Origin of the sequence: Streptomyces sp. NPDC088254, assembly GCF_044740925.1 — a bacterium.
GTDB lineage: Bacteria > Actinomycetota > Actinomycetes > Streptomycetales > Streptomycetaceae > Streptomyces.
In genome coordinates, this window is sequence record NZ_JBIURQ010000005.1 from 372,359 (window position 1) to 395,755 (window position 23,397).

A 23,397-nucleotide genomic window follows, 5' to 3' on the forward strand; every position below is an offset into this window, starting at 1 on the left:
CCGTCGTCCCGCACACCAGGGCAGCGGCTCAGCGGCGCTGCGTGGCGGCGGCGACGTGACCGCTCCTGTCGTGACCTGACGTCAGGGGCGAGCGGTGCCGAAGTGGCCCTCGTCGCGGTCGTCACCGTTCGGCCAGCAGGCCGGTGAGGACGCGGTCCGGGGTGAGGGGGAGTTCGCGGAACCGGATGCCGGTGGCGTGGTGGACGGCGTTGCCTAGGGCGGCGGCGGTCCCGACGATGCCGATCTCGCCGATGCCCTTGCTGCCCATGGGGTTGAGGTGCGGGTCGTCCTCCTCGATCCAGTCGGTCTCGATGTCGGGGAGGTCGGCGTGGGCGGGCACGTGGTAGGAGGCGAGGTCGGACTCGGTGAAGTCGCCGAACGGGGCGTCCATGGTGCTTCCCTCGGTCAGGGCCATGCCCAGGCCCATGGTCATGCCGCCGACGAACTGGGAGCGCGCGGTGCGGGCGTTGAGGATCCGCCCGGCGGCGAAGACGCCGAGCATCCTGCGGGCCCGGACCTCGCCGGTGACGGTGTCGACGGCGACCTCGGCGAAGTGGGCGCCGAAGGCGTGCCGGGCGTACGGGGAGTCGGCGTCCGCCCGGCCGGCGGTGTCGGAACGGACCAGGAGACCCTCGGCGGGCAGCGGACCCGGGTGCTCGGCGAGCCGGGCCGCCAGGGCGGCGCACGCCTCGTGCACGGCCCAGCCCCATGAGGCGGTGCCGGAGGAGTCGCCGGCCAGCGACGCCGGGGGCAGGTCGCTGCGGCCCACCTCGGTGCGCACCCGGTCCAGGGGCGCGCCGAGGGCGTCGGCGGCGACCTGGGCGAGGACGGTGCGCGCGCCGGTGCCGATGTCGGCCGCGTTCACCCTGATGAGGAAGGTGCCGTCGGGCAGGGCCTGGGCGGTCGCGGTCGACGGCCGGATCAGGACCGGGTAGGTCGCCGCGGCCACTCCGGTGCCGATGAGCAGTGGGCCCTCGGTCCGGGAGCGCGGGCGCGGGTCGCGCCGGTCCCAGCCGAAGCGGCGGGCGCCCTCGCGCAGGCACTCGGCGAGGTGCCGGCTGCTGAACGGCTTGCCGCTGCCGGGTTCCCTCTCGGGCTCGTTGCGGATCCGCAGCTCGACGGGGTCCACGCCGAGAGCAGCGGCGAGTTCGTCGACCGCCGACTCCAGGGCGTACATGCCGGGGGCCTCGCCGGGGGCGCGCATCCAGGACGGGCTGGGGACGTCCAGCGGCACCACCCGGTGGGAGCTGAGCAGGTGCTGGGCGGTGTACATGACGCGGGACGGCACCGCGGCCCGCTCCACGTACTCCCTGACGTGCGAGGTGTGCGTGGTGACCTCGTGCAGCACCGCGGTGAGGTGTCCGTCGGCGGTGGCGCCGAGGCGCAGCCGGTGCAGGGTGGGGGCCCGGTGGCCGACGACAGTGGGCATGTACCGGCGGGGGTAGGCCACCGTGACCGGCCGGCCGGTGTGCCGTGCGGCCATGGCGGCGAGGACGACGTCGGGGCGCGGGGTGCCCTTGGAGCCGAAGCCGCCGCCGACGTGCTCGGCCACCACGGTGACGTGCTCCTCGGGCAGGTCGAAGAGACCGGCGAGCACGGACTGGACGGTCGTGCTGCCCTGGCTGGAGGTGTACACGGTCAGCCGGTCGCCGTCCCAGTGCGCGGTGCTCGCGTGCGGTTCCATGGGGTGGTTGTGCAGGGGCGGCACCCGGTACTCGGTGTCCAGGCGGACGTCGGCGGTGGCGAAGGCGCCGTACGGGTCGCCGTGTTCTAGGCGGCCCGGCTGAGCGCCCCCGTCGAGCTCGTAGGCGTCCGGGTGGTCGGGGCGGAGTACGACGTCGTGGTGCTCGGTGGCGTAGCCGACGCGGACGGCCCGGGCGGCGGCGCGGGCCGTCTCCAGGGTCTCGGCGACAGCCAGGGCGACGCACCAGCCCCGGTGCGGCACGTGGCGGTTCTGCAGGACGGCGAGGGTGGCGTCGTCCGTCTCGCCGAGGCGCGGGGCGTCGCCGGGGGTCAGCACGGCGAGGACGCCGGGCAGCGCGAGCGCGGCCGAGGTGTCCACGCCGGTGACCCGGCCCCGGGCCACGGCCGCCGGCACGGGCCAGGCGTGGACGCGGCCGGGCACCGGGTACTCGGCGGCGTAACGGGCGTTACCCGTGACCTTCTCCCGCCCTTCTCTCCGCCCGGCGGGCGCCCCGAGGGCGGTGCCGGTGCGCGGGGTGGGGTGGGGGTCCTGCTCCAGGGCGCCGGTACGGGGCTGCCGGCCCTCGCCGGACTCACCCGAGGCGGCGGAGGCGGCGCGGGTGACGAGGTCGTCGTGCGGCAGAGCGGCGCCGGCCCGCGGATCGTCCCGGGCCGGTCCGGTGGCGGCCATCGGATCGTCGTGCGGCAGATCGGTCCCGGGCAGCGGGCCGCCGTGCTCCAGTGGGTCGTTCGCCATCGGTTCTCCTGGGGTCGGCCGGGTCCGGAAGAGGTCAGGCCGTCGCGGGTGCGAGGGCGAGGCGGTTCAGGACGTCCAGGGCGAGGTTGCGGGCGAGGGGCACCTTGTAGGCGTTGTCGCACAACGGCTCGGCGCGGTCCAGTTCCAGGGCCACGGCGCCCTCGAAGACCTCGGGGGTCGCCGCCGCGCCCAGCAGCGCCGTCTCCGTGTGGTGGGCTCGCCAGGGCCGGTGGGCGAGGCCGCCGAAGGCGAGCCCCACCTGGTCCACGACGCCGTCCGCGACCCGCAGGACGACCGCCACGGAGGCCAGGGCGAAGACGTACGAGGCACGGTCGCGGACCTTGCGGTAGGCGGAGGGCACACCGGCCCGGGCGGCCGGCAGCAGGACGCCGGTGATCAGCTCACCGGGGCGGATCTCGGTGTCCCGCTCCGGACGGACCCCGGGCAGCCGGTGGAAGTCGGCCACAGGGATGCTGCGCCCGCCCTCGGCGCCGTACAGCTCGACCCGGGCGTCGAGGGCCGCCAGGGCGACGGCCATGTCGGAGGGGTGGGTGGCGATGCAGTGCGGGGAGTGGCCCAGCACGGCGTGGTCGCGGTGCACGCCGTCGCGGGCACCACAGCCGCTGCCCGGCTGCCGCTTGTTGCAGGGTTTGTCGAGGTCCTGGAAGTAGGGGCAGCGGGTGCGCTGGAGCAGGTTGCCGCCGGTCGTGGCGGCGTTGCGGAGCTGTCCGGAGGCGCCCGCGAGGAGCGCCTGGGACAGCACCGGGTAGCGGTCGCGGACCAGCGGGTGGGCGGCGAGATCGCTGTTGCGGACGGTGGCGCCTACGCGCAGCGCGCCGTCCGGCAGTTCCTCGACCGAGTCCAGCGGCAGCCGGCCGACGTCGATGAGGACGCCAGGGGTCTCCACGCCGAGTTTCATGAGGTCGACGAGGTTGGTGCCGCCGGCGAGGTAGTGGGCGCCAGGGTGGGCCGCATAGGCCTCGACGGCCTCCTCGACGCCGGTGGGCCTGAGGTATCCGAAGCCTTTCACCCGATCACGTCCTCCACCGCCTCGACGTGCGGATAGGCGCCGCACCGGCACAGGTTGCCGCTGAGCCGCTCGCGGATCTCGACCCCGTCCAGCGGCACAGGCCGGCCGGAGGGCTCCGCCGGGTCGGTGACGTGGGACGGGTGACCGGCAGCGGCTTCGGCGATCATGCCCACGGCGGAGCAGATCTGCCCGGGTGTGCAGTAGCCGCACTGGAAGGCGTCCCGTTCCAGGAAGGCCCGCTGGAGGGGGTGCGGTTCCTCGCCGTCGCCGCCGAGGCCCTCGACGGTGGTGACCTCGCTGCCGTCGAGGGTGACGGCGAGCAGCAGACAGCCGTTGACGCGGCGCCCGTCCACCAGGACGGTGCAGGCGCCGCACTGGCCGTGGTCGCAGCCCTTCTTGGACCCGGTGAGGCCCAGGTCCTCGCGGAGCAGGTCCAGCAGAACCCGCCGGTGGTCGACGACCAGGCTATGGGGCTTGCCGTTGACCCGGAGGGTGATCTCCGAGTGCGGGTCGAGCGGTTTGTCGCTGGGCATGGCAGAGAGGGTCTTCCGGACGGGTCGTGGTGTCCGTGCACACCGCGTATCCAGGCTGCGACGCCTCACACGTCCCGGCCACTCCAGGGCACCCCGCGGCCCCCGTCGCCGGGCCGGTCGGCCGGTCCGGCGACGGGGGCGGGAAGGGCTCGGTCATCGTCCAGCAGCGACGCGGCGGACCGCCTTGTTCTTTGTCTACCAAGATCTTCCGGGCTTGCCGATGGCCTTGAGGGTCTCGGGGCGTTTGAGGGTCTTGCCGACGTCGTAGCGGGGTGCCCGGTGTTTGTTCTTGACGCCGGGTGGCCGTCCGGGGCCGGCGTCTCGAGGTTTGGGAACACGGGTGGGGCAGGCCAGGTGAGCGCGGATGTTCCTGAACCCTCGGCGGACCCGGGCGGGGGTGAGCCGGCCGGAGGCAGCTGGTTTCTCCCAGGGTCGGCGGAGGCCCTTGGCGAGGGGCCGGGCAAGCCGGAGCTGGGTGTGGGCGACGATCAGGATCCAGGTCCAGCGGTCCGCCGCCTCGGGACTACGGAGTTTCGGGGTGGTCCAGCCGAGCGTCTGCTTCGCGAAGCGGAAGGTGTGCTCCAGGTCGAAGCGGCGGAGAAACACCTGCCAGAATCGGTCCACGTCGTCCGGAGCGGCGCCGGTCTTGGAGGACCATAACCACACCGGTGGGGCATCACGGTCCTTCGACAGATGCTCGACCTTCAACCGGATCAACGTGCCTTCAACCAGGGGGAGTTCACCGTCATGGTCGAGCCATGAGGAGCAGTGGGTGAGCCTTGGGTGGACCCGGTCCCATGCCTGCGTCTCGGCCTTGCCGTAGTTGGTGGTGTCGGTGACTGTGGTGATCGCGGGCTCGGGCCAGGTCTCCGGCTTGGCGAAGCGGAATTCCGGGCCGTGCTTGGGCGGCCGACCGCCCTTCGGGTCGTAGACACGAGGCGGCTTCGGCAGTCGCATGACGCGGTCGGAGCGGACCCGGCCGACCAGCTCGACCGGCAGATCGCGCAGGACCCAGGCCAGGCGGGTGACGTCGTAGCCAGCATCGCTGACGATCACGATGTCCGGATCCCCGGCTCGCCACTGACCGGCGGCCATGAGCCGTTCAACGACTCCCCGCAGCTGGGCGGCGGTGACCGCGGTGGCGTCGTCCACCGGTCCGAGCCGGACCGCGTCCAGGATCGCGGTCCAAGAGGTGGCGCCCGGCTCCAGGACGGCGACGAAGGAGTAGGGCCAGCCCGGGATGAACTGCGATGCCGTCTTCGCCCGGCCATAGACATGGCAGAACAGCCGCTCGGCCGAGCACGGCGCGTCCGAACGAAGCCATGGCGACACATCGACGGCCAGGACCAGACGCCCGCCGTCGAACCGCGGCAGCGACAGCCCGGCCAGCACCGTCCGCACCCGCTCGACATCGATCCGGCCGTGGTTCAGGCCTCCGTACATCGCTCCGTGCCCACGCCGATGCTCGGGCAGCAGCGTCAGGTCCACCGGGGACTTCACCGCACCGTCCGCACACAGCACCGCATCCGTCAGCTCGAACAACTCGTCGCGTCGAGCAGTCAGACACTCGTAGAACTCGCCCCGGAAGCGTGACGCTTCCGCGAACGCATCCCTCCGCACAACATCAGGCAGCAGACTCACCCTCACGGCCTTCGTCTCGGTCACGTGCACCTTGGTCGGAGCACAGGATCAGACGAAGGCCGCCCCCATGTCCGGCGAACCCCCAGGTGAGCGACTCAGTACGAGACACCGTTCGAGGCCGGAAGATAAAGAACAAGCTAAGTGCCTGTTCCATATCTCCGGTTCTGGGTGACGCTGGTCCCAGCCCGGGCCAGCGGTCGACGGTGCCGGGCGGCCCGGAGGGCGGGTGTGTGGGGGCTGTGCTGAACGGCTGAGGCCGGGAGCGAGTCCGCCACTATCTACCTCACCGGACTCCACATCGCCGCCATCTCATGGCTCTACCATCTTCGAATGAGCGAATGGAGCCTGGCAGGCGAAGAGCTGTCGACTGCCCGACTATCACTGCGGCGTCCGACCGAAGCCGACATCGGTGCAATCTTCGCGATCCACAGTGACCCCGCAACCTGCCTGCACAATCCCTCCGACGCCCTTGCTCGGCCCGAAGAGGCCGAGGAGCTCTATCAGCGCTGGAACAACCAATGGCAGAGCTGCGGATACGGGTACTGGGTTGTCCGACGCCACAACTATGCCCGGCAATTGGGGTTCTGCGGGGTCAAGCCCATGGACCTGAACGGCATGAACGTTCTCAACCTCTTCTACCGTTTCGCCGCCTCGGCATGGGGTCAGGGCTTCGCCAGCGAGGCGGCGACCGCAGTGACCGACTGGGTATCGCGCCACGTTACCGACCTCCCGCTGATCGCCCGAGTCCGACCGGCTAACGCTGCCTCGCAGCGCGTGGCGGTACGTGCCGGCCTGATGCGGGCAGAACATCTCGACGGCCCCGGATACGACGGCTTCGACTGGATCTACGCAGCAAAACTGCCTGGCTGAGCGCACTCCGAGTGTGTGGTCCCTCGCCGAAGACCGTCCAATGTTCCGAGCTGAGCCACTAGGTAGGCCGTCATCCGTTCTGCCGCGAGCGGTATCCGGCTAGGGCGGGAAGCGTTCGCTGGCCGCTGCCTGCCGACCGGCTCGCGAAGGCATGCGCCGACGATTCAGTCCGTGAACGTTGCCGCGTCCGGGCCGCCTTCGACGACTGACCTGCGACAGGCTGAAGATCGCCTTGTCTGTCGTTGCGCGCCTGGCGCACGTGCACCGCAACTGACCTACCGGCACGGCGATCTCCACGCCGCCGTACTGGCCCGCGCTGTGCAACCGTCGGCAGGTCCCTCGGGGCCCGAGGTTAGTCGCCGCTTCCTCCAGTCCGACCGGGCTAACCTCGCCGACGCACCCGCCCGGCCCAGCGGTTCGTCGAGCTCGAACAACGGCTGTCCATGTCCTCGGTCAGGAGGCCTGGCAGGCTGCTGGGCTCGGAGCTTTCACGACGCCGACGCCCTCGAGGATAAGCTGACCCACCTCGAGCCGCAGGTTGCGGAGCTCAACTCGCGGCTTGGTGAACGCGACGAGAATCTGGCAGCCACTTGGGCCACCAACCGCGAGCTGATGTCTCAGCTCAACAGCACCTCAGGCCGATGCCGGTGAAGCCAAGAACGGAAGTCACCGGGTCGTAGGCGAGGTCTGGCTGCGATTGAAGATCCTGTCGAGGTGGTACTGGAGTGCCGCGATGGCAGACTCCGGCGTGCGCTGTCCGACGAGGATGCTGGTGCCCATGGTTGCCGTCATGGCAAGCAGGCTGATCGCCTCAGTGCGAGCGTCGGTTCCAGCATCGGCTTGGCCCGTCTCCTGTGCCTGTCGGATCAGTTGGGTGAGGGCATTCTCGGCGGCGTCAGGGTTGTCGATGAACGGCTGGGCGGCGAGGGCCTCGTCGGTCACGGACAGGATCGAGTAGGAGCTGTAGAGAAGGTGGAAGATTCGGCTCTCCTCGTCGGTCGGCAGCGAGGCAAGCAGCAGAGCCTCGATGGTCGCGCGGGGGCCCGGGTCTTGGCCGGCAGCGGCGAGGCAGGCGCCAACGCGGGCGGTGAAGCGGTCCGTCAGGTGTTGGAGGCCGTGGAAAAGCAGCTTTTCCTTGGTCTGGAAGTAGTACTGCACCAGGCGCAGTGAGACGCCCGCTTCGGCGGCGACGTCGCGCATGCCGACCGCGTGCAGGCCCTGCCGCCCTGCGACCCGGATGAGTGCTTCAGCGATCTGGGTGCGGCGTTCATCGTGGTCCACGCGCTTGGGCATCCGTGGTGTCTCCGGCCGTGGTGGGGGTGGGTGGGATCCCTGTCGCCGTCTGGGTCAGCTCGAGGGCTGCTTTTCATGGTACCGCCGTATCACCAATGTGGTACGGTCGTATCACAAAAAGCGGATCTCACGGAGGTAGCCCGTGCCCGAGAACACGCCCGGAACGCGCCGCGACATAGGGCGCTACGTCAACGACCAGTTGCGCGACCGTTACTTCGCCGCCTGCGACGTGCTCTACGCGAAGGGCGCACAGATCCGCTCCGAGACCGACGTGGAGACGAGCTTCGGAACGACTCACGTCTACCGGTACGGCCCCGCGGACCCGGCGGCCGAGTCCCGCACGCCGGTCGTCCTGATCCACGGCTCGGGCGGCTGCTCCGCGATGTGGTACCCCAACACGGCCGCGCTCAGCGCCGAGCGCCCCGTCTACGCCCTTGACACCCCCGGCGACCCAGGCCGCAGCATCCACCGCGAGCCGATGTGGCAACCCGAGCGGGCCGCCCAGTGGATGGACGAGGCCCTCGACGCCCTCGGCCTCGACAAGGTCCACCTCGTCGGCTCCTCCTACGGCGGCTGGCTCGTCATCAACCAGGTCCACCGCCGGCCCGAACGGATCGCCTCCGTCACCGCCCTCGACCCGGGCGGGCTGGAGAAGGTGGGGCTCCGCTTCTTCGTCTGGATCTTCGCCAGCCTCTTCGCCACCTTCGCTCCCAAGCGGCTGCGCCCGGCTCTGGCCAAGTGGCTGGAACAGCCGGTCATATCCGATCCGGATCTGCGCGCCTGGATCCAGGCCGGCGTGAAGGCCTTCCGGATACGCCGTCCCGCTCCACTGCCGCTGTCCGACGCCGAGCTGGGCACCATCCGGAAGCCGTTCTACCTGATCATGGGTAAGCGCAGCCTTCTGGTGCACCCGAAGCGTCAGCTCGAACGCGTTCCTCGGGTGATTGCCGGCGCCCGCGCCGAGATCGTCGCCGCGACCGGACATGGGCCGCAGATCGACCACCCCGACCTCGTCAACGCCCGGATGTTGAGTTTCATGGAGGACATCGACTCCCTCCACCCGGCGACGCCCCGGGACGTCACCGATGCGTAGCCGTCGCTGGGTTGTTCAGGCGGGTTTGATGGTGAGGCCGGTCTCGGTGAGGCAGCCGTCTATGAGGTGGCTGCGCCCGGTCAGCTGCAGCCCGTCGTTCCGGGCCCGGTCAATCAGCATCGCAACGAGCTGCTCATCCGACACCGCACTCGACGGTGCCTGAACCACCTCACGGCCGGCCTGACGGTGCATGATGAGCTGCCCCTGAGGCCCATCTGCTCTCTGTCTGGGGCGAAAGGCCGCCGACCTGAGGGAATGGGCCGCGGCCCGGGACTGCTCGGGGCGTCAAAGGGGGACAGCGAAAGTCTGGAGCAGCCGGGAGCGGTGGCCGGGTTTGTAGCAGGTCAGCGCGGCGATGGAGATGCGTCTGCGGGAGCGGCCGCGGACCCGCACGACTGGGGTCCGGCCGCGTTGCGACCAGGTCCTGGCCTGCGGCGGCGTCATGGAGAAGCCGGCTTCGTCTTCGAAGACGAGCCAGGCTCCACGGGCCGCCGCGAGTCTTCCGCGCAGGGCCACACCTCCTTGACCCACCCGGCTACTGCCTCGTCGTCCCGTTCCATGGCCCGTCGGGCCGGGACCTGGCAGGACCAGCCGTTGCGCACCAGGAGCTTGCGCACGCCCTGGACGGTGTAGGTCAGGTGGAAGCGCCGGCCGATCACCGTCTTCACGCGGCTCAGGGTCCAGCGTTGGTCTTCCCAGCCATGCGCGGCCGGCCCTTTGGCCAGCTCCGCTTTCAGCTGGGCGAACTGCTTATCGCTCAGCTTCGGCAGTGACGCCGGCCCCTGTGACCGCAGAGCCCGCGGTCCGTCTTCGTCCCACAGCTGCCGCCATCGCTGCACGGAGCGGACGCTGACTCGCAGGTCCTTGGCGATCACCGAGCTCGCCTCGCCCTGGGCGAACCTCTCGGTCGCCTTGAGCCGTAACTCCTCGCGGAACTGCTGCCGTTCGGCAGTCAGCCCGCCCCCTTGTGGATACCGCATGCCCCGGTGATACCGCACAGGCGACGAGCCGTCAGCCCCAACGACTCCACGAGTTCAACCTCAGTAACTGGCTGTTCTCTATCCGCTCGGGTGGTTGGCGGGGTTCGGACAGGGGCCTGGTTCGGGTGAGTCGGCCGGTGCGGACATATGGATGAAGGGCCTCTTGGTAGCTCGCGTATGTCGAGTCCAGCGAGGAGCAAGAGGCCCTGTTGTCGAAGTGGTGCGTGGTCATGGTTGCCAGGTCCAGTCCGTCCACTCCTGGGTGTGACTGTCTCGCTCACAGGGTCGGGAACGCGGTCCACCGGCCGGGGCGCCGGCCCCGGTACGGCTCGGACATGAGCGATGCCGAGTGGGCTGTGGTGAAAGTTCCGCTTGCCGGTTCCGGGCTGGTTGGCGGGCCGAGGCGGCCGGCCGGAGGGGTTCTGTCACCGGCAGATGATCGAAGCGGTGCGCTATCTCGTCGACAACGGCATCAAGTGGCGGGCGGTACCGTCCGACTGTCAGCCCTGGCGGCGGGTCTAGGCATTCTTCGCCCGATGGCGCACAGGGCTGGTGGGCGAACTGCATGATCGCCTGCACCAGGCCGTTCGCCAGGCCGAAGGCCGTGGCCCGGAGCCGGGTGCGGCGGTGGTGGACTCGCAGTCGGTGAAGGCGAACGCCACCGTCGCCCACACCTCACGCGGGTTCGACGCCGGCAAGAAGATCAACGGGCGCAAGCGGCAGCTGCTCACCGAAACGCTCGGGCTCCTCCCGGCCGTGCTGGTCACGCCGACGTCCGTGATCCACCGGGACGGCGCCCGGGCCCTTCTGCCGACGGCAACCGGCCGCTTCAGGCGGCTGGCACGGGTTTCGGCCGACGGCGGCTACACCGGCCACCTCACCGACTGGGCCAGCCAGCACCTGGGGATCGTCCTCGACGTCGTCCGCCGAGGCGAGGACGTCCGAGGCTTTCAGTCACTGCCCCGCCGCTGGGTCGTCGAGCGGTCCTTCGCCGTGTTTGCGCAGGGTTTCTCAACCGACATCGGTGGACAGCGGTGCAGGTCCTGTGGATTGCCGTATGACGAGTTCCGTCCCGAGCATGACGTCGTCGACCGTTTCTCCGTTGTGGATCTCCATGAACATCTGCATGCCGCGGAAGCCCAGGTGGTTGAGGGGCAAGCGCACTGTGGTCAGGGAGGGTGAGATCAAGGAAGCCATCGGCAGATCGTTGAAGCCGACCACGGAAAGAGCCTCGCCAACGGTGAGGTCAAGCGTGTTCGCTGCGTAGTAGACACCCATGGCGATGTTGTCGTCGTCGCAGACGAAGGCCGTTGGGCGGGCGGGGGAGGACAGTACCGAGACCAGACGGTCTCGGACATCGCGCGGGTTGAGGTTGCACGCCATATGGCTTGCAGTTATGTCGGGATGACTGAGGACGCACTGGTCGAAGGCATGCGCACGCTCGGTGAAGGTCGAGGTGGGGCGATCCGCGCGCACATGCATGATGCGCCGATGACCAAGCGAGATGAGGTGGGCCAGGATATGCGCCATGCTACCGCCGAGATCCATGCTGACGGTCGGCGTGTGACGGGTCGGGGCATCGTCGAGGATCACGAGAGGGAGCCCGATGCGCAACTCGGCGACGTCGTCGGCCGACATTGAGCAGGCCAGAACCCCGTCGATTGCCTGTTTCGGTACGGGAAACGGCCCCCATCCGTCTTCTGCGGTCAGCGGGAACACCACAACGCCGATGCCATTCGTCGCGCCTGCCCGAGCGGCTCCGGCATGCACGGCGGAGAAGGCGGGGTTCTCCAGTGTCGGTACGACCAGAAGGACGGTTCCTGAGCTGCCCAGACGTAGGCTGCGGGCAGCCTGGTTGACCTGGTAGCCCAATTCGCTCGCCGTCGCCATCACGCGGCGGGCGGTCCCCTCACGGATCCTGCCCTTCCACTTGCCGTTCAAGACGAGCGAGACGGTCGACTGCGAAACCTGCGCCATGCGTGCCACGTCGGTGGCCGTGACGGCGCGTGGGGTTTCCGGTCCTGTCATCCGCATACCTGTCCATTGTTTTCGCTATGAATTTATTTTTGTAAAGGAGCGAATCGTTGCGGTCGCAAATCGATCGAGATATTCTAGGTCGATCTGTTGCGGCCAGGGGGCATTGTTGTCAATGGCGTCGATAATCCCGAAGAGGCGATGGCAAGTCAAGCGCAAACGGGCGCACCGACGAGCCTCGAGGCGGTTCGACCCGCCGGCAGGACGTCTCTTCGGTGTCAAATTGGCAGAAGTGATGAAATTAGCGAACTGTCTACCTGCCGAGCGCGGAGCAGGCGCCCTCTGATGCAGGGATATTGGGGTATCGCATCGAAGCCAGCGGCTGGAAAGACTCCTACCGCCAGCAGAGGGGCAGTGCTTCCGCTACGCCGGCGACGGCTTATGTCGTGGAGCGGTGCTGCGCCTGGACTGCCCTTCAAGAGCAGCAAGCATGACGGCCGGGCGCACGTCACGTTCACCGGGCTGGGGAGTCCTGAGGGTGCTGTTTCGCGGTGGACCTTCCCATCGCTGCGACAACAGCACATCCGGCAACCGCGAGCGCGCCCCCGGCTAGCAGGCAGGCCCGTATCCCGGTCTTGGACAGCGGGGCCCCGGTGGTGAACTCGCCTACGACCAGCAGGAGTGCCAGCCCGCCGGCGACGCCGAGCTGTTGGGTTGTGACGAGCAGACCGCCCGACACGCCGTGTTCGTCGGGATCGAGGCGGGCCGCTGCGGCGACTGCGGTGATCACGGCGACCAGGACCAGTCCATACCCGGTCAGGCAGGTTCCCACCAGGATGCACACGACCGCCGGCACGCCGCCCATGGGCGTGCCGGTGAGCACCACCATTCCTGCGGCGATCCCGGCGAGTCCGACGCAGCAGGATCGCACCGTGCCCAGACGGCCGTACAGGGGCCGTGCGGTCCGGGCGCCGAACGCGGCGGCGGCCGCGTCCGGCAGGAGCATCAGACCGGCCGTCAGCTCCGGCCAACCGAGCACGGTCTGCATGAAGGTGGTCACGAAATACACCATGGATCCGCCGGCCGCCGCGGCCCACGCACCGGCGATGTTGGCGTGCAGGATCGGTCGTCGGGTCAGGAAGCCACGCGGGAGCACCGGCATCTCCTGACTCTTCTGGCGCATGCGCAGGGCAATGGCCGAACTGGCGGAGAGCAGGAGACACGCTGCGAGTGTTCCTGGCCTTGAGAGGGCCGCGGGCACCAGGGAGAGCGCCATGATGCCTGCGGCGGCGCAGGCTGCCAGGAGGACCGCACCCATGGCATCCGGGCGGGCCGACACCCGGGGCCGGTGCTCCGGCACCCACCACAGGGCCATCAGAGCGGATGCCGCCGACAGGACGGCACACGTCCAGAAGACGGCCCGCCAGCCGGCGACATCGGTGATCACACCACCAAGGGCCGCTCCCAGGGCGAACCCCAGCGATCCCCCCGCACCCCACCAGCTCAACGCCACCAAACGCCGGTGCCCTGAAGTGAGGGAGGTGATCAGGGCCAGGGCGGCGGGGGTGGCGAAGGCGGCGGCTGCGCCCTGGGCGACCCGTAGTGCGACCAGGAGTCCGAATGTGGGCGTGGCTGCGGCCGTCATCGACGCAACGGTGAATGCAGCCAATCCACAAAGCAGCAGCCGCCGAGGTCCGTAGGCGTCGGCGAAGCGGCCCCCGCACAGCAGAACGGCCCCGTACGCCAGGGCGTATCCGGACAGCACCCATTGCAGGCTCTGCGCACCGACGTGGAAGTCCTGACTGATGTCGGGCAGCGCGACATTCGCAATGGAGAACTCCAGTGCCACCAGCAGCTGTACCGAGCAGAGCGCGACGATGCCTCGTCTCAGGCGGTCATCACGGCTCATCCGGCCGCCCCGTCCCCTGGTTCGCGAGTGAAGACGGGGAGATGAACCAGCGAAGTCACCGAGGGGCGGCGCTCCCCTTCCGTGGCGACGGCCAGGGTCTGCACGACCTCTCCGCCCGCTGCGCCGACCAGCGTCAGGAGAGCTTGGAGTGTGCCACCGCTGCTGACCACCTCGTCGATCAGGGCGACCCGTCGGCCGTCGATCACGGCGGCATCGTCTTCCCCCAGCACCAGTTCCTGCTCGCCCGCGGTCCCTATGGTGCGCACTGGTACCCGAAGCGGTGCCGTCATGTTCGGACGGACCTTCTTACGGGCGATGACACAGGGCCTCTTCGTCCGCTGGGCGAGCAGATGCGCCAGCAGGATGCCGCCGGACTCCGGACCCACGATGACGTCGGCGTCGTCGGTGAGCTGATCGGCCAGAGCTGCAGTTGCCACCTCCAACAGCTCGGTGTCGCCGTACAGCTTCAGGAACGCGATGGAGACATCGTCACTGACGGGTACGACCGGAAGATGACGCTGCAGGTCGCCGATGCGGATCGTGTGAACAGCCATGGTTCTCCTTGTCAGAGTGGGAAGTGGCAGACCCGGCCAGCGCGCGGTGCAGCTCGGGCAGACGGTTGAGATGGGGAGAGCGGAGCGGGAACACTGTGCTGCCCAGGACGAGCAGGTCGGCGCCGGCCACGGCCATACGGGGTGCGGTCGCCGGGCCCACCGCGCCGTCGACTTCGACCTCTTCGACCAGACCGGCCGCACGTAGCCGGGACGCCTCACAGACCGTCTCAAGCGCTTCGGGCCTGAACGGGCGGCCGGCTCCGCCAGGGACCACGCTCATGATCGTGAGGCGGCGCGGGCGGATACTGCGCACGGCCGGTACGGATATCGGCTCGCCGGGGTCGACGGCCAGCGCGACCGACGTGCCGTCGTCGCCGACGTCCCGCAGTGCGGCGCCGACCTCGGCCGTCAGCGAGCGCTGGTGCACACAAACGCTCGTCGCGCCGCGAGCCGCAGCCTCTCGTACAGCCGGTTCGGGACGGGTGAGCATGATGTGCACGTCGATCGGCAGGTCACAGGAGTCGCGTAGATCGCTGATGGCCTCCAGAGGGAGTCCGAGCCCCCCGCCGAACGCCGGGTCCACCAGATCGACGTGCAGGCGCGCCACGCCCAGGCCGTGCAGGGTTTCGATGTGCTGTCCCAGCCGCGTCTGGTCCAAGCAGACCACGGAGACGGCGAGTTCGGGATACCGCATCCCGGCGTCGCCGCCGGGATGGTCAGTGACGAGGGTCATGAGGTGGTCCTTCGTTCCTGTCGTGCGGGGCATGCCTGACTGTGGAGCCTTGCGGCCAGAGCGGGTGCCATCCAAGGGATCGCGGCGGTGAACGAGAGCCCCTTCATACGGGGCCGCTGGCCGACCGCGTCGGTGGTGTGCACGCTGCTGATCGCACCGCTCTCGAGCAGCCTGCCGAGCCGCCGTGAACCCGACGGGGTCAGCCTGAGATGGGTGGCGATCACGTCGATCCGGACGGCGGGGCTGCGTTCGCGGATCGCGGACGTGACCGTCTCCACGGTCGCTGCGCTGGTGATCAAGTCGTCGACGACGACCGCATGCGGCACGTCACCGATGTCGTACGGCGCGCGTAGCGTAACGTCCACCTGCTCCGGGCCGACGCGCCGCTTGTCGGCCACCAGCAGAGGCCGCTTCAGCGTCGCCGCGAGCATGGCGACCTGGTCGGCTGCACCTCGGTCGGGGGCGACGAGTACCGTCTCCCGGCCGATGAGGGGGTGCAGCAGTTCCAGGTGCAGCTCGTGCACGGGCAGGAAGGTCAGCTGGGCGCCGCTCCGGATGAACAGGGGCCTCAGCAGATCTTGTGCGCCCGAGGCGATGGTCACGATGTCGTTCAGGCCGGCGGTCCTCGCCAGATCGGCCAGCAGGCCGGCCATCAACGGCCTGCGCTGGCCGGGCACATGCCGGTCGTGCCGGGCGTACGCGAGGTGCGGCAGCATGGCCGCGATGCGGCCGGCGCCGTGTTCGCGGTAGGAGCGGGCTGCCGCTAGAAGACTCATCAGCGACGCGTCGGCGGGAGCATGCGCGCCGGTAACCGACTGGCAGAGCAGGACGGTCCGGCCGGACGGATCCTCCGGCAGGTCGATGCACAACTCGCCGTCGGGAAAGCGGCTTTCGAAGCCGTGATGGCTTTGGACGTTCCAGCCGGCGTCGTGCAGGGCTGCTTCGACGAACGGCGCCTGGCCGGGGAAGTCAGTGGTGAAGCCTTCGCAGAACCCGACGATGAGGCCGTGCGGGGTCATGGCCGGGGCTCCGTCACGGCAAACAGGCTGCGCACGGCATCCTGGATGTCATCGCCGTCGTAGGTGCAAGCCGCCAGCTCCCTCAGGTTGGTTGAGGCGTTGACGGCGACGGTTCTGCTCAGGGTGCGAAACAGCGGGACGTCGGAGTCGGAGTCCCCAAGGGCGATGATCTGCTCCTCCTCGAGGCCGAGATCCAGCTGGAGTTGTCGTACGATCTCCGGCTTGTCCTCAGGATTGAGGATGTCGTGCGGGTAGGAGGACGCGAAGACGTGGTCGAAGCCCGTGAAGCACTCGGCGAACGGGCGGGGCGCCATGGTGATCAGACAGGTGACGATCGAAAGCTCCCGCAGCCGGGCCAGGGTGGCCTCCAGCCCGCCGATCCGGGGACAGGCGGCGAAGGCGTGCCGATAGAGATTGGGGCCGGCGTGCGCCCACGATTCGAGGCACCGCTCGGCGAACTGGGTACTGTCGATGAGCCGGTCGCGGTAGGCCTGCTCCAGCTGTTCGACGGTCGACCCGTCCCCGGCCGCGAGCCCGATCTGCCGGCAGGCCGTGGTGTTCGGGAGCAGGGTGCCGTCCATGTCGAAGACTGCCAACCCGGTCGGTATCCAAGCTCTTTCGGCGGCCGGGCCGGCGGAGTCGTCAACGAGATGCGCCATAATCCCCCCTCAAGCCATCGAGAACAGATGCGGCAGGCTGCGGTGATGTGCCAGTGAGTCCAGCAGCTCACCGGGATCGGCTCGGACAATGACGTTGTCCAGATAGCGCTGATGCACGAAGCCTTCGGCAGTCGCGTGCTGGAGGTAGCCGAGCAGGGGCTGAAAAAAGCCGTCGGTGTCGAGCAGGGCGCACGGCTTCCCGTGCAGGCCCAGCTGAGCCCACGTCAGTACCTCGAAGAACTCGTCGACCGTGCCGAAACCGCCGGGCAGAGCGACGAAGGCGTCACCGAGCTCGATCATGCGGGCCTTGCGGGCATGCATGTCGGGAACGATCTCCAGGCGTGTGAGGCCCTGGTGCGCGACCTCGTGGCCCGCGAGCTTTTCCGGGATGACACCGACGACCGGGGCACCACCCTCAAGAGCGGCGTCGGCAACGGCTCCCATGAGACCGGTGGACGCGCCTCCGTAGACGATCCCCAGCCCTGACGCGGCGATGGTCCGGCCGAACTGGGCTGCAGCATGTCGATGCGATGGCCGTCGTCCAGGGGAAGCACCGCAGTACACCGTGACAAAGCGCATGGAAGAGTCCTGTCTGAGAGGCGCGGGAGAGTGCGTGTTACCGGAGGGCGGCTCGGCCCACTGCAGCGGAACCAGTCGACGCAGGTTCTCGACAGAAGAAGTAGCCGACAAGATTCGGCCACACCTGCGCCCGGAGGTGGCCCGCGGTCCAGGTGGCCGACATTGTGCGGCGACCGACCGGCGGACGGACTGCGCACCGGGACTGCCGCTACACCACTGCCTGCTCTTCGCCCGTGCGGCCGGTTTCCTGTGCATGAACGGCTGAAAGGTGTGGCTCATCCATCTGGCCGCCGGGGCGCTGAAGCCGTATTGCTTCCCAGCTGTGGGGAATGTCCGAAACCAGGCTCCATAGCTTTCCGGATCCCGACCAGAAGCCCCGTCAGTGGGCGTGCATGACCAGAACTCAGCCATGTGGCCAAAATTCTGCCGCTTGTATCGAGCCAGACGCGACATCGGGCCTTGGGGTGATCCGCATCGAGGGTATTTCATGATTGAACTGGGTAGTAAGTCGCCGCTATGGGCGGCGCGTGAGGGCATATTCGCTCCGTTCGTGCAGGAGGGGGCCGCTGCAGTCACCGACAGCGCGTCCCCACGAAACCGTCATACGTATGAGCAAGTGGGACTGTAGCGCACTCCGAGCCGTCAACTCCCAGCAATGATCAGGTGCTTGCCACGCGTTCATTCGTATGACTACCCTCGTCCCCGTTCGAAGTGCTCCTGCTACGAACGCGCATCGTCGGCTTGCTTGCTGAGCCTGCCGGCGGCGCACGGGTGAAGCGTTGAGCATTCAATTTCTAGGAGCACGTATTCCTTGCCGACTTGCACGCTGGGGTCGGTTCTGCACGTGAGCGTGACACTTCGTCTTAATCGAGGAGCGGTTCCACGTGAATCAGTCTGTCCAGCTTCTTGTCGATACCCTTCTCGTTCTCGGATTCGGGGTTCAGCACTCCGGACTCGCCACATTGAGGGTCAAACGCACGGTAAAAGCCAAGACGGGCATAGAGCCGCTGGCCTGGCGGTCCGTCGAGTCACTGTCCAACGTCGTGTACATCCTGGTTGCGGCCGCGCTCTGGCAACACACCGACGACGTGGTCTGGGAACTATCCGGAATATCCATGGTCGTCATGTACGGCCTTGCTGTCGTGTCATGGCTCTGGTACTGGCAGCTTCACCTGTTCGAGTACGACTGCGGTCTCGCCTTCGGGTCGACGACCCTCGTCGCCCAGACGGCCGGTGCTCCGGGCCCCAAGCTGATCAGCTGGAAGGTCGGCACCCGCCGTTGGATCCGGTTCCCCGTCCACACAGCCTTCTTCGGCATGTTCTTCCTGCTGCCGACCATGACCACCGACCTGCTGGTCCTGGCCATCGTCCTCAACATCTACAACGTCGTCGGCAGCATCCTCTACGACAAGCGCCTGATCGCCATGGCCGGTGAGTCGTACAAGCGCTACATCGACGTGACGGGGCTCATCTTCCCGCCGGTGTACCGCTGCCCCCAGGGCGCGGCCGACCTGCCGATGGAGTCCCCGGCGCACTGGCGCAGGCCCGCAATGCACCTGCCCGGTCTGGTCGTGGGCGTTGGCCTCGGCGCTTTGTACTCCGCGCTCATCGGCCCGAACGCCGTCACCCCGATGGACATGCTGCAGGCGGGTGGTGCTGGCCTGCTCGGCGCCGTCCTCAGCGGCCTGATCCTCGGCACGATCCTCAAGCCCAGCGCGTCCGACTGGGCACAACAGCAGACCGACCTGTCCACCACGGTCGCCCTCAACGCCGCCACTGGTGTGGTTACCTGGGCCGTCATCGGCTGGGTGCAGACCGGCACGGCGCCGTCGTTCGCCGCCTTCCTGCCCCTGTGGTTCATCGTCCAGTACCTCGGCCACGTCTTCGCCTTCCTCGCCAACCGCAGGAAGTGGGGGGCAGCGTTGAGCGAGTCCGACTCCGCCGAGCAGTCTCAGACACCGCTGGCCGCGCCGGCCAAGCAGCACGCGGGTACTGCTGCGGCAACGATCACACCCGGAGGCATTCGTTGACGGAAACGCTAGTGACCACCGGTCTGGGACAGCGGCGCAGCGCCAGTCTCGACATCCCGCTGCGCAGCCCCACGTCTGAGACGCCGTTTTGGCACCGAGACGAGCCGGTGCTCGCCGTCATCCGCCTCGACCCCGAGTACGCCCGACTCAAGCAGCACTTTCCCAACGGCTGGGACCACCTCGTCCACGCCAAGTCCCTGTTCGACGGCATAGCCGCTCTGGACATCCCGCAGGTCGAGCCCTCATCCGGGCGGCGGGAGCAGACGGTGTCCCTTGCCCAGGCGGCCGCCCAGGAGCTCCTGGCGTTCGCGGACGAGGAGACTGCTCCTGGAACGCAGGACGCGGTCCTGCACGCCCGGACGGCCGCCCAGCGTCTGAACGCCTACGCCCGCACGGGCGAATGGGAACCGATCACCCTGCAGGAGCCGCACCCCGACCGGCCCTGGCTCTACTGCGGCCCCATCGCAACCTGGGCCATGCGCGCGACGGCACAATCCATCGGGTTCCTGGTGGCGGTGCCCAGCAACGACCTCCAGCAGGAGGTTGACATGGTCACCCTGCGCACGAGCTGGGTCCGTGACCGGATGGCGGAAATCCTGGGGGGCGAGATCAAGTCCGTCCAGGACAAGCAGCCGTCCATGTACGTCCTGGACCTCCTGCTCAGCGGCGGAGAATCAGCTGTCGGGCACAAGAACTTCGCGCATTTCTTCCCGCTGGAAGCCCCGCAGTCGCGAGTGAATGGGCCGGAGTTCACCGTCGTCTTCGCCAACATCCACAGAGAACGCATCCAGAACTGCTCGCTGAGGTTGTTCAGGAAGATACAGGGCGCGGACGCGCAGACCCGGCTCGAAGCTCTGCTGCGCACCTCGCTGCGCTGGTTCCGCGGACACGACCTCGCCCACTTCTGGCGCAAGTCCACGGTGACGGACGAGGGCAAGCCGGCGGAGGGCCTCACCCCCTTCGAGAGCATGGCCCTGGAGGAGACGTACGCCGATGTCCTGGGCCTGCTCTCGGCCGGGCTTTTCTCCTCCGACCTGCATCTGGGCGAGGCCTACCGGGCCGAACTCTTCCGATACCTGTCGCGACGTCACCATCACTTCGCGGACACCGCGGCGGCCGTCCTCACCGCCGGCTGGCTCCAGTCGTACCAGGTATCCCTGGAACCGGACCCGAGCAAGGACTGGCTGCTCAGCGCACGTCAGGCCCTCGAGGAACTCGCCCGCGCCCTGCACAGCACGCTGTGGGAAGAGGACGCCTCCCAGGTCGCAGTCCTGCGTTCGGCCCTCGCGACGGGCGCCGACTACCAACAGAGCCTCGGCAGCGTGTTCCGGTCGCTGCCCACCGACCTGTCGTACACCTTCGGCTGAGAGAAACATGAAACAACGTACTGTCGTCATTTCCGGCGCGTCCTCAGGCATCGGCCTCGCCACCGCACGCCGCTTCGCCGCCGCGGGGGACCGCGTCATCAATCTGGACCTTTCGAGGCCGGAGGACTCCGACGCGGTGGGCGAGTGGATCCACGCCGACGTCACGGACTGGAGCGGCATTCACTCCGTCCTGGACGCCATACACGCCGAGCACGGCTCGATCGACGTGGTCGTCGCCAACGCCGGGATCAGCCTGCGCCGCACGTTCGTGGAGATGACCGAGAAAGACGTCCGCTCACTCCTCGACATCAACGTGCTCGGCGTCATGGCCCTGTGGCAGGCCGCCGCCAAGCACATGATCGCCGCGCGCTCCGGGGTACTGCTGGCCACCGCGTCCACGAACGCGTCCGCCGGCTATCCGTACTACGCCGACTACAACGCCTCCAAGGCCGCGGTGCTGGCCCTGACCCGCACCCTCGCGCTGGAACTCGCGCCCCATATCCGCACAGCGTGCGTCAGCCCCGGCTACGTGATGACGCCCATGCAGCGCGCCGAATACACCGACGAAATGTTCGCCGAGGTCAACGCGAAGATCCCGGCTGGCCGCCATGCCGACCCCGCCGAGATCGCGGACGCCTTCTTCTACCTCGCCTCCGACTCGGCACGTTTTTTGACGGGCCAGCAGATCGTGTTGGACGGCGGCGAGTTGGCCGGCGGCACGGCATCGGCGCACGGCACCGTCTTCGGCTGAGCAACTCCGCTCCATGATGAAGGGATCGATATGCAGCAAGGCTTCGAGAGCAGTCGGCACGGCAGCGGGGCAGGCACTCTCGTCACCGCCAAGGGCGATCAGCCGCTGAGCACCCTGGAGCGCGCCTGGGTGCTCGACGAACTCGCCAGGTCCGGCTACCTGCTCCTGCGGGGCTTCGCCCCGTCGATCGAGCAGTTCTCCGAGCTGGTGCAGTCGGTGTGCACCCGCACCACTCTCGACCCGGCGCGGGAATTCAGCGAAGGAAAGACGGTACAGAAGGTCGACCTCGGAACCGATGCGGTGGGACTGCACGTCGAGCACGGCACCAACCCGCTCACGCCGGACCTCACCTGGTTCATGTGTGAGAGCGCGGCCCGCCTCGGCTCCCAGACCACGGTCTGCGACGGCTACCGGGTCTGGGAGCAGCTCACCGAGCAAACCAAGCAACGGTTCCTGGAGCAGGACATCGTCTACTCACGGAACATCAGCGAAGAAGCATGGCGGGCTTTGACCTCCAGCCTCCTCGACGGAGCCAAGCGGAACGATGAGATCACAGTCGACGATCTCATCGGGCTGGCCAAGCTCTTCGGTGAGGACAAGCTGCAGATCCGCGCCAATGACGACGGGTCCATCCACTACGTCTACAAGGTGCCGGCGGCACACCCGACGCTCTTCGGCGACCGGCTTTCCTTCGCCAACAGCATCCTCGGCCCCTCTTATCACTACGAGAAGCCTCGTATCACCTTCGCGAACGACGAGGAGATCCCGCAGGAGGTCATCGCGGAGATCGAGAAGGTGACGGCCGACCTGACGGAGGACCTCGACTGGCAGGACGGCGACGTCGCAATCGTCGACAACACGCGCGTCATGCACGGACGCCGGGCCATCCAGGACGCGGGTCGTCGCAAGATCTACGTCGCCCTGGGATACGTCGACGACCGGCGCTGACATCCACACGGGTGCGGCGGCGACGGTCTAAGCACCCAGAGACGACGCACCGGGCGGGCAGTGAACGACGCAGGAACCTCATTGCCCGCCTGGCTCGCCCCCCACTGTCAAGGGCCTGTGCTACCGAAAGGAGTCAGCAATTTCCTCGCCGAATAATTCCGTCAGCATGCTGCACGATGCGACATCCGAGCTTCCGCAGCGTCGTCTCAAGGATGACTGGTCCTACATCTGCTGGAACAACACGGCACATTTCTCGGAGGAGTACCAAGACCGGATCTACTCCGTTCTCGTGGAGATCTCCACGAAGGCGTTCGGCGCGGACATGACGCCGTATTGGCGCGACCGCAGAAAAGGGCGCTTCTTCGAGAAGATCTCCAAGTTTTGCCTGCTGGTGGACCCGTTGGGCAACATCAGCGGATGGACCGGATACCACCGGCGCATCTTCGGTAACGCGCACTGCCTCTACCTGGACTCCAGCGGTGTGCTTCCCGAATCGCAGGGCGGCGGTCTCATGGGGCACATCCACGCCAAGATGATCGCCCTGGAATGCCTCACCTACGCCCCTCGACCGGTGTATCTGGTGGCGCGGACGGAAAGCCCGGTGGTGTACCGCCTGCTGCGCAACGGGTGCGGCCCGGACAACATCTGGCCGGCTCCGGACACCGTCGTCGACAGGCAGGTCTCGCTGATCGCCACCGACGTGGCCGAATGGCTGGGCCAGAGCGACAAGTTCGAGCCCGGCAGTCTGCGTATCCTCGGCGCCTACGACAACCTCGACGCCCTCTACGGCGACCTGCCCAGCTGTGGCGATCCCACGATCGACGTCTTCTTCCGCAAGACCCTGCGCCCGGAGGACGCCTACATTGTGATCGCCAAAGCCGGCTTGCCCAGGATCGCCCAGCAGTGGGCCAAGAAAGAGATCAAAGCGGTGCGCGCCGCGCAGTCACAGGGGTTGCCGTGGCTCGCTTCCAAACCGGCGGGAAGGTGAGGGAAC

General features: G+C 68.2%; 22 protein-coding genes and 2 pseudogenes. 9 read left to right on the top strand and 15 right to left on the bottom strand.

The window, feature by feature from the left end; translation table 11 throughout:
* Positions 1–121: 121 nt before the first annotated feature.
* From ACIOC0_RS17485 to ACIOC0_RS17500, 4 genes are all read right to left on the bottom strand, one after another.
* Entirely contained in the window at positions 122–2,440 is a 2,319-nt protein-coding gene (locus ACIOC0_RS17485; protein ID WP_402155841.1) for a xanthine dehydrogenase family protein molybdopterin-binding subunit, read from the bottom strand.
* A 34-nt stretch (positions 2,441–2,474) separates the two neighbouring features.
* A complete protein-coding gene (locus ACIOC0_RS17490) occupies positions 2,475–3,470 on the bottom strand; it encodes an FAD binding domain-containing protein (protein WP_402155842.1) in 996 nt (331 codons plus the stop codon).
* The gene (locus tag ACIOC0_RS17495) at positions 3,467–4,003 is read right to left on the bottom strand and encodes a (2Fe-2S)-binding protein (protein WP_402155843.1); all 537 of its coding nucleotides are present in this window, start codon (positions 4,001–4,003) and stop codon (positions 3,467–3,469) included. The genes ACIOC0_RS17490 and ACIOC0_RS17495 overlap by 4 nt, the downstream gene beginning before the upstream one ends.
* A 195-nt stretch (positions 4,004–4,198) precedes the next feature.
* Positions 4,199–5,644, bottom strand: a complete 1,446-nt coding sequence (locus tag ACIOC0_RS17500; protein WP_402155964.1) for an NF041680 family putative transposase — start codon at positions 5,642–5,644, stop codon at positions 4,199–4,201.
* A gap of 330 nt (positions 5,645–5,974) precedes the next feature.
* Between ACIOC0_RS17500 and ACIOC0_RS17505 the strand changes: the two genes are divergently transcribed.
* Positions 5,975–6,514 (top strand): GNAT family N-acetyltransferase, encoded by a 540-nt coding sequence (locus tag ACIOC0_RS17505; RefSeq protein ID WP_402155844.1) that lies wholly within the window; start codon positions 5,975–5,977, stop codon positions 6,512–6,514.
* Positions 6,515–7,180: 666 nt separating this feature from the next.
* On the opposite strand, the gene ACIOC0_RS17510 is transcribed toward ACIOC0_RS17505, so the two are convergent.
* On the bottom strand, positions 7,181–7,807 hold the full coding sequence (locus tag ACIOC0_RS17510) for a TetR/AcrR family transcriptional regulator (protein WP_402155845.1): 627 nt from the start codon (positions 7,805–7,807) through the stop codon (positions 7,181–7,183).
* 142 nt (positions 7,808–7,949) lie between these two features.
* Between ACIOC0_RS17510 and ACIOC0_RS17515 the strand changes: the two genes are divergently transcribed.
* A complete protein-coding gene (locus tag ACIOC0_RS17515) occupies positions 7,950–8,900 on the top strand; it encodes an alpha/beta fold hydrolase (protein WP_402155846.1) in 951 nt (316 codons plus the stop codon).
* A 15-nt stretch (positions 8,901–8,915) separates the two neighbouring features.
* On the opposite strand, the gene ACIOC0_RS17520 is transcribed toward ACIOC0_RS17515, so the two are convergent.
* The 3 genes and pseudogenes from ACIOC0_RS17520 to ACIOC0_RS17530 all read right to left on the bottom strand — a co-directional run bounded on the left by ACIOC0_RS17520 (position 8,916) and on the right by ACIOC0_RS17530 (position 9,880).
* On the bottom strand, positions 8,916–9,092 hold the full coding sequence (locus ACIOC0_RS17520) for a hypothetical protein (RefSeq protein WP_402155847.1): 177 nt from the start codon (positions 9,090–9,092) through the stop codon (positions 8,916–8,918).
* 120 nt (positions 9,093–9,212) lie between these two features.
* Positions 9,213–9,344: pseudogene (locus ACIOC0_RS17525) on the bottom strand (IS630 family transposase); the annotation flags it as partial.
* Positions 9,341–9,880, bottom strand: a complete 540-nt coding sequence (locus tag ACIOC0_RS17530) for a transposase (RefSeq protein WP_402155848.1) — start codon at positions 9,878–9,880, stop codon at positions 9,341–9,343. The pseudogene ACIOC0_RS17525 and the gene ACIOC0_RS17530, both read right to left, overlap by 4 nt.
* A gap of 435 nt (positions 9,881–10,315) precedes the next feature.
* Between ACIOC0_RS17530 and ACIOC0_RS17535 the strand changes: the two genes are divergently transcribed.
* Both ACIOC0_RS17535 and ACIOC0_RS17540 read left to right on the top strand, forming a co-directional pair.
* Positions 10,316–10,402, top strand: coding sequence for a hypothetical protein (locus tag ACIOC0_RS17535; protein WP_402155965.1), 87 nt, complete (start codon positions 10,316–10,318; stop codon positions 10,400–10,402).
* A gap of 123 nt (positions 10,403–10,525) precedes the next feature.
* Positions 10,526–10,831, top strand: a pseudogene (locus tag ACIOC0_RS17540) (transposase); the annotation flags it as partial.
* Between the two features lie 60 nt (positions 10,832–10,891).
* Here ACIOC0_RS17540 and ACIOC0_RS17545 read toward each other — a convergent pair.
* The 7 genes from ACIOC0_RS17545 to ACIOC0_RS17575 all read right to left on the bottom strand — a co-directional run bounded on the left by ACIOC0_RS17545 (position 10,892) and on the right by ACIOC0_RS17575 (position 17,307).
* Positions 10,892–11,908, bottom strand: a complete 1,017-nt coding sequence (locus tag ACIOC0_RS17545; protein WP_402155849.1) for a LacI family DNA-binding transcriptional regulator — start codon at positions 11,906–11,908, stop codon at positions 10,892–10,894.
* A gap of 460 nt (positions 11,909–12,368) precedes the next feature.
* Positions 12,369–13,763, bottom strand: coding sequence for an MFS transporter (locus ACIOC0_RS17550; protein ID WP_402155850.1), 1,395 nt, complete (start codon positions 13,761–13,763; stop codon positions 12,369–12,371).
* Complete coding sequence (locus ACIOC0_RS17555; RefSeq protein WP_402155851.1) at positions 13,760–14,317, bottom strand: phosphoribosyltransferase family protein; 558 nt, start codon at positions 14,315–14,317, stop codon at positions 13,760–13,762. The genes ACIOC0_RS17550 and ACIOC0_RS17555 overlap by 4 nt, the downstream gene beginning before the upstream one ends.
* Positions 14,253–15,083, bottom strand: coding sequence for a hypothetical protein (locus tag ACIOC0_RS17560; RefSeq protein WP_402155852.1), 831 nt, complete (start codon positions 15,081–15,083; stop codon positions 14,253–14,255). The genes ACIOC0_RS17555 and ACIOC0_RS17560 overlap by 65 nt, the downstream gene beginning before the upstream one ends.
* Entirely contained in the window at positions 15,047–16,069 is a 1,023-nt protein-coding gene (locus tag ACIOC0_RS17565) for a ribose-phosphate pyrophosphokinase-like domain-containing protein (protein ID WP_402155853.1), read from the bottom strand. Before ACIOC0_RS17565 ends, ACIOC0_RS17560 begins: the two co-directional genes overlap by 37 nt.
* Entirely contained in the window at positions 16,066–16,728 is a 663-nt protein-coding gene (locus tag ACIOC0_RS17570) for an HAD family hydrolase (RefSeq protein ID WP_402155854.1), read from the bottom strand. The genes ACIOC0_RS17565 and ACIOC0_RS17570 overlap by 4 nt, the downstream gene beginning before the upstream one ends.
* Before the next feature lie 9 nt (positions 16,729–16,737).
* The gene (locus tag ACIOC0_RS17575) at positions 16,738–17,307 is read right to left on the bottom strand and encodes a TIGR00730 family Rossman fold protein (RefSeq protein WP_402155855.1); all 570 of its coding nucleotides are present in this window, start codon (positions 17,305–17,307) and stop codon (positions 16,738–16,740) included.
* Positions 17,308–18,269: 962 nt separating this feature from the next.
* On the opposite strand from ACIOC0_RS17575, the gene ACIOC0_RS17580 reads away from it, so the two are divergent.
* The 5 genes from ACIOC0_RS17580 to ACIOC0_RS17600 all read left to right on the top strand — a co-directional run bounded on the left by ACIOC0_RS17580 (position 18,270) and on the right by ACIOC0_RS17600 (position 23,391).
* Positions 18,270–19,337: a hypothetical protein gene (locus ACIOC0_RS17580; protein ID WP_402155856.1), complete on the top strand. Its 1,068-nt coding sequence runs from the start codon at positions 18,270–18,272 to the stop codon at positions 19,335–19,337.
* 11 nt (positions 19,338–19,348) lie between these two features.
* Positions 19,349–20,704: a hypothetical protein gene (locus ACIOC0_RS17585; protein ID WP_402155857.1), complete on the top strand. Its 1,356-nt coding sequence runs from the start codon at positions 19,349–19,351 to the stop codon at positions 20,702–20,704.
* Positions 20,705–20,711: 7 nt separating this feature from the next.
* Positions 20,712–21,455 (top strand): SDR family NAD(P)-dependent oxidoreductase, encoded by a 744-nt coding sequence (locus tag ACIOC0_RS17590; protein WP_402155858.1) that lies wholly within the window; start codon positions 20,712–20,714, stop codon positions 21,453–21,455.
* A 30-nt stretch (positions 21,456–21,485) separates the two neighbouring features.
* Positions 21,486–22,403, top strand: coding sequence for a TauD/TfdA family dioxygenase (locus ACIOC0_RS17595; protein ID WP_402155859.1), 918 nt, complete (start codon positions 21,486–21,488; stop codon positions 22,401–22,403).
* 166 nt (positions 22,404–22,569) lie between these two features.
* On the top strand, positions 22,570–23,391 hold the full coding sequence (locus tag ACIOC0_RS17600; protein WP_402155860.1) for a hypothetical protein: 822 nt from the start codon (positions 22,570–22,572) through the stop codon (positions 23,389–23,391).
* Positions 23,392–23,397 lie beyond the last annotated feature (6 nt).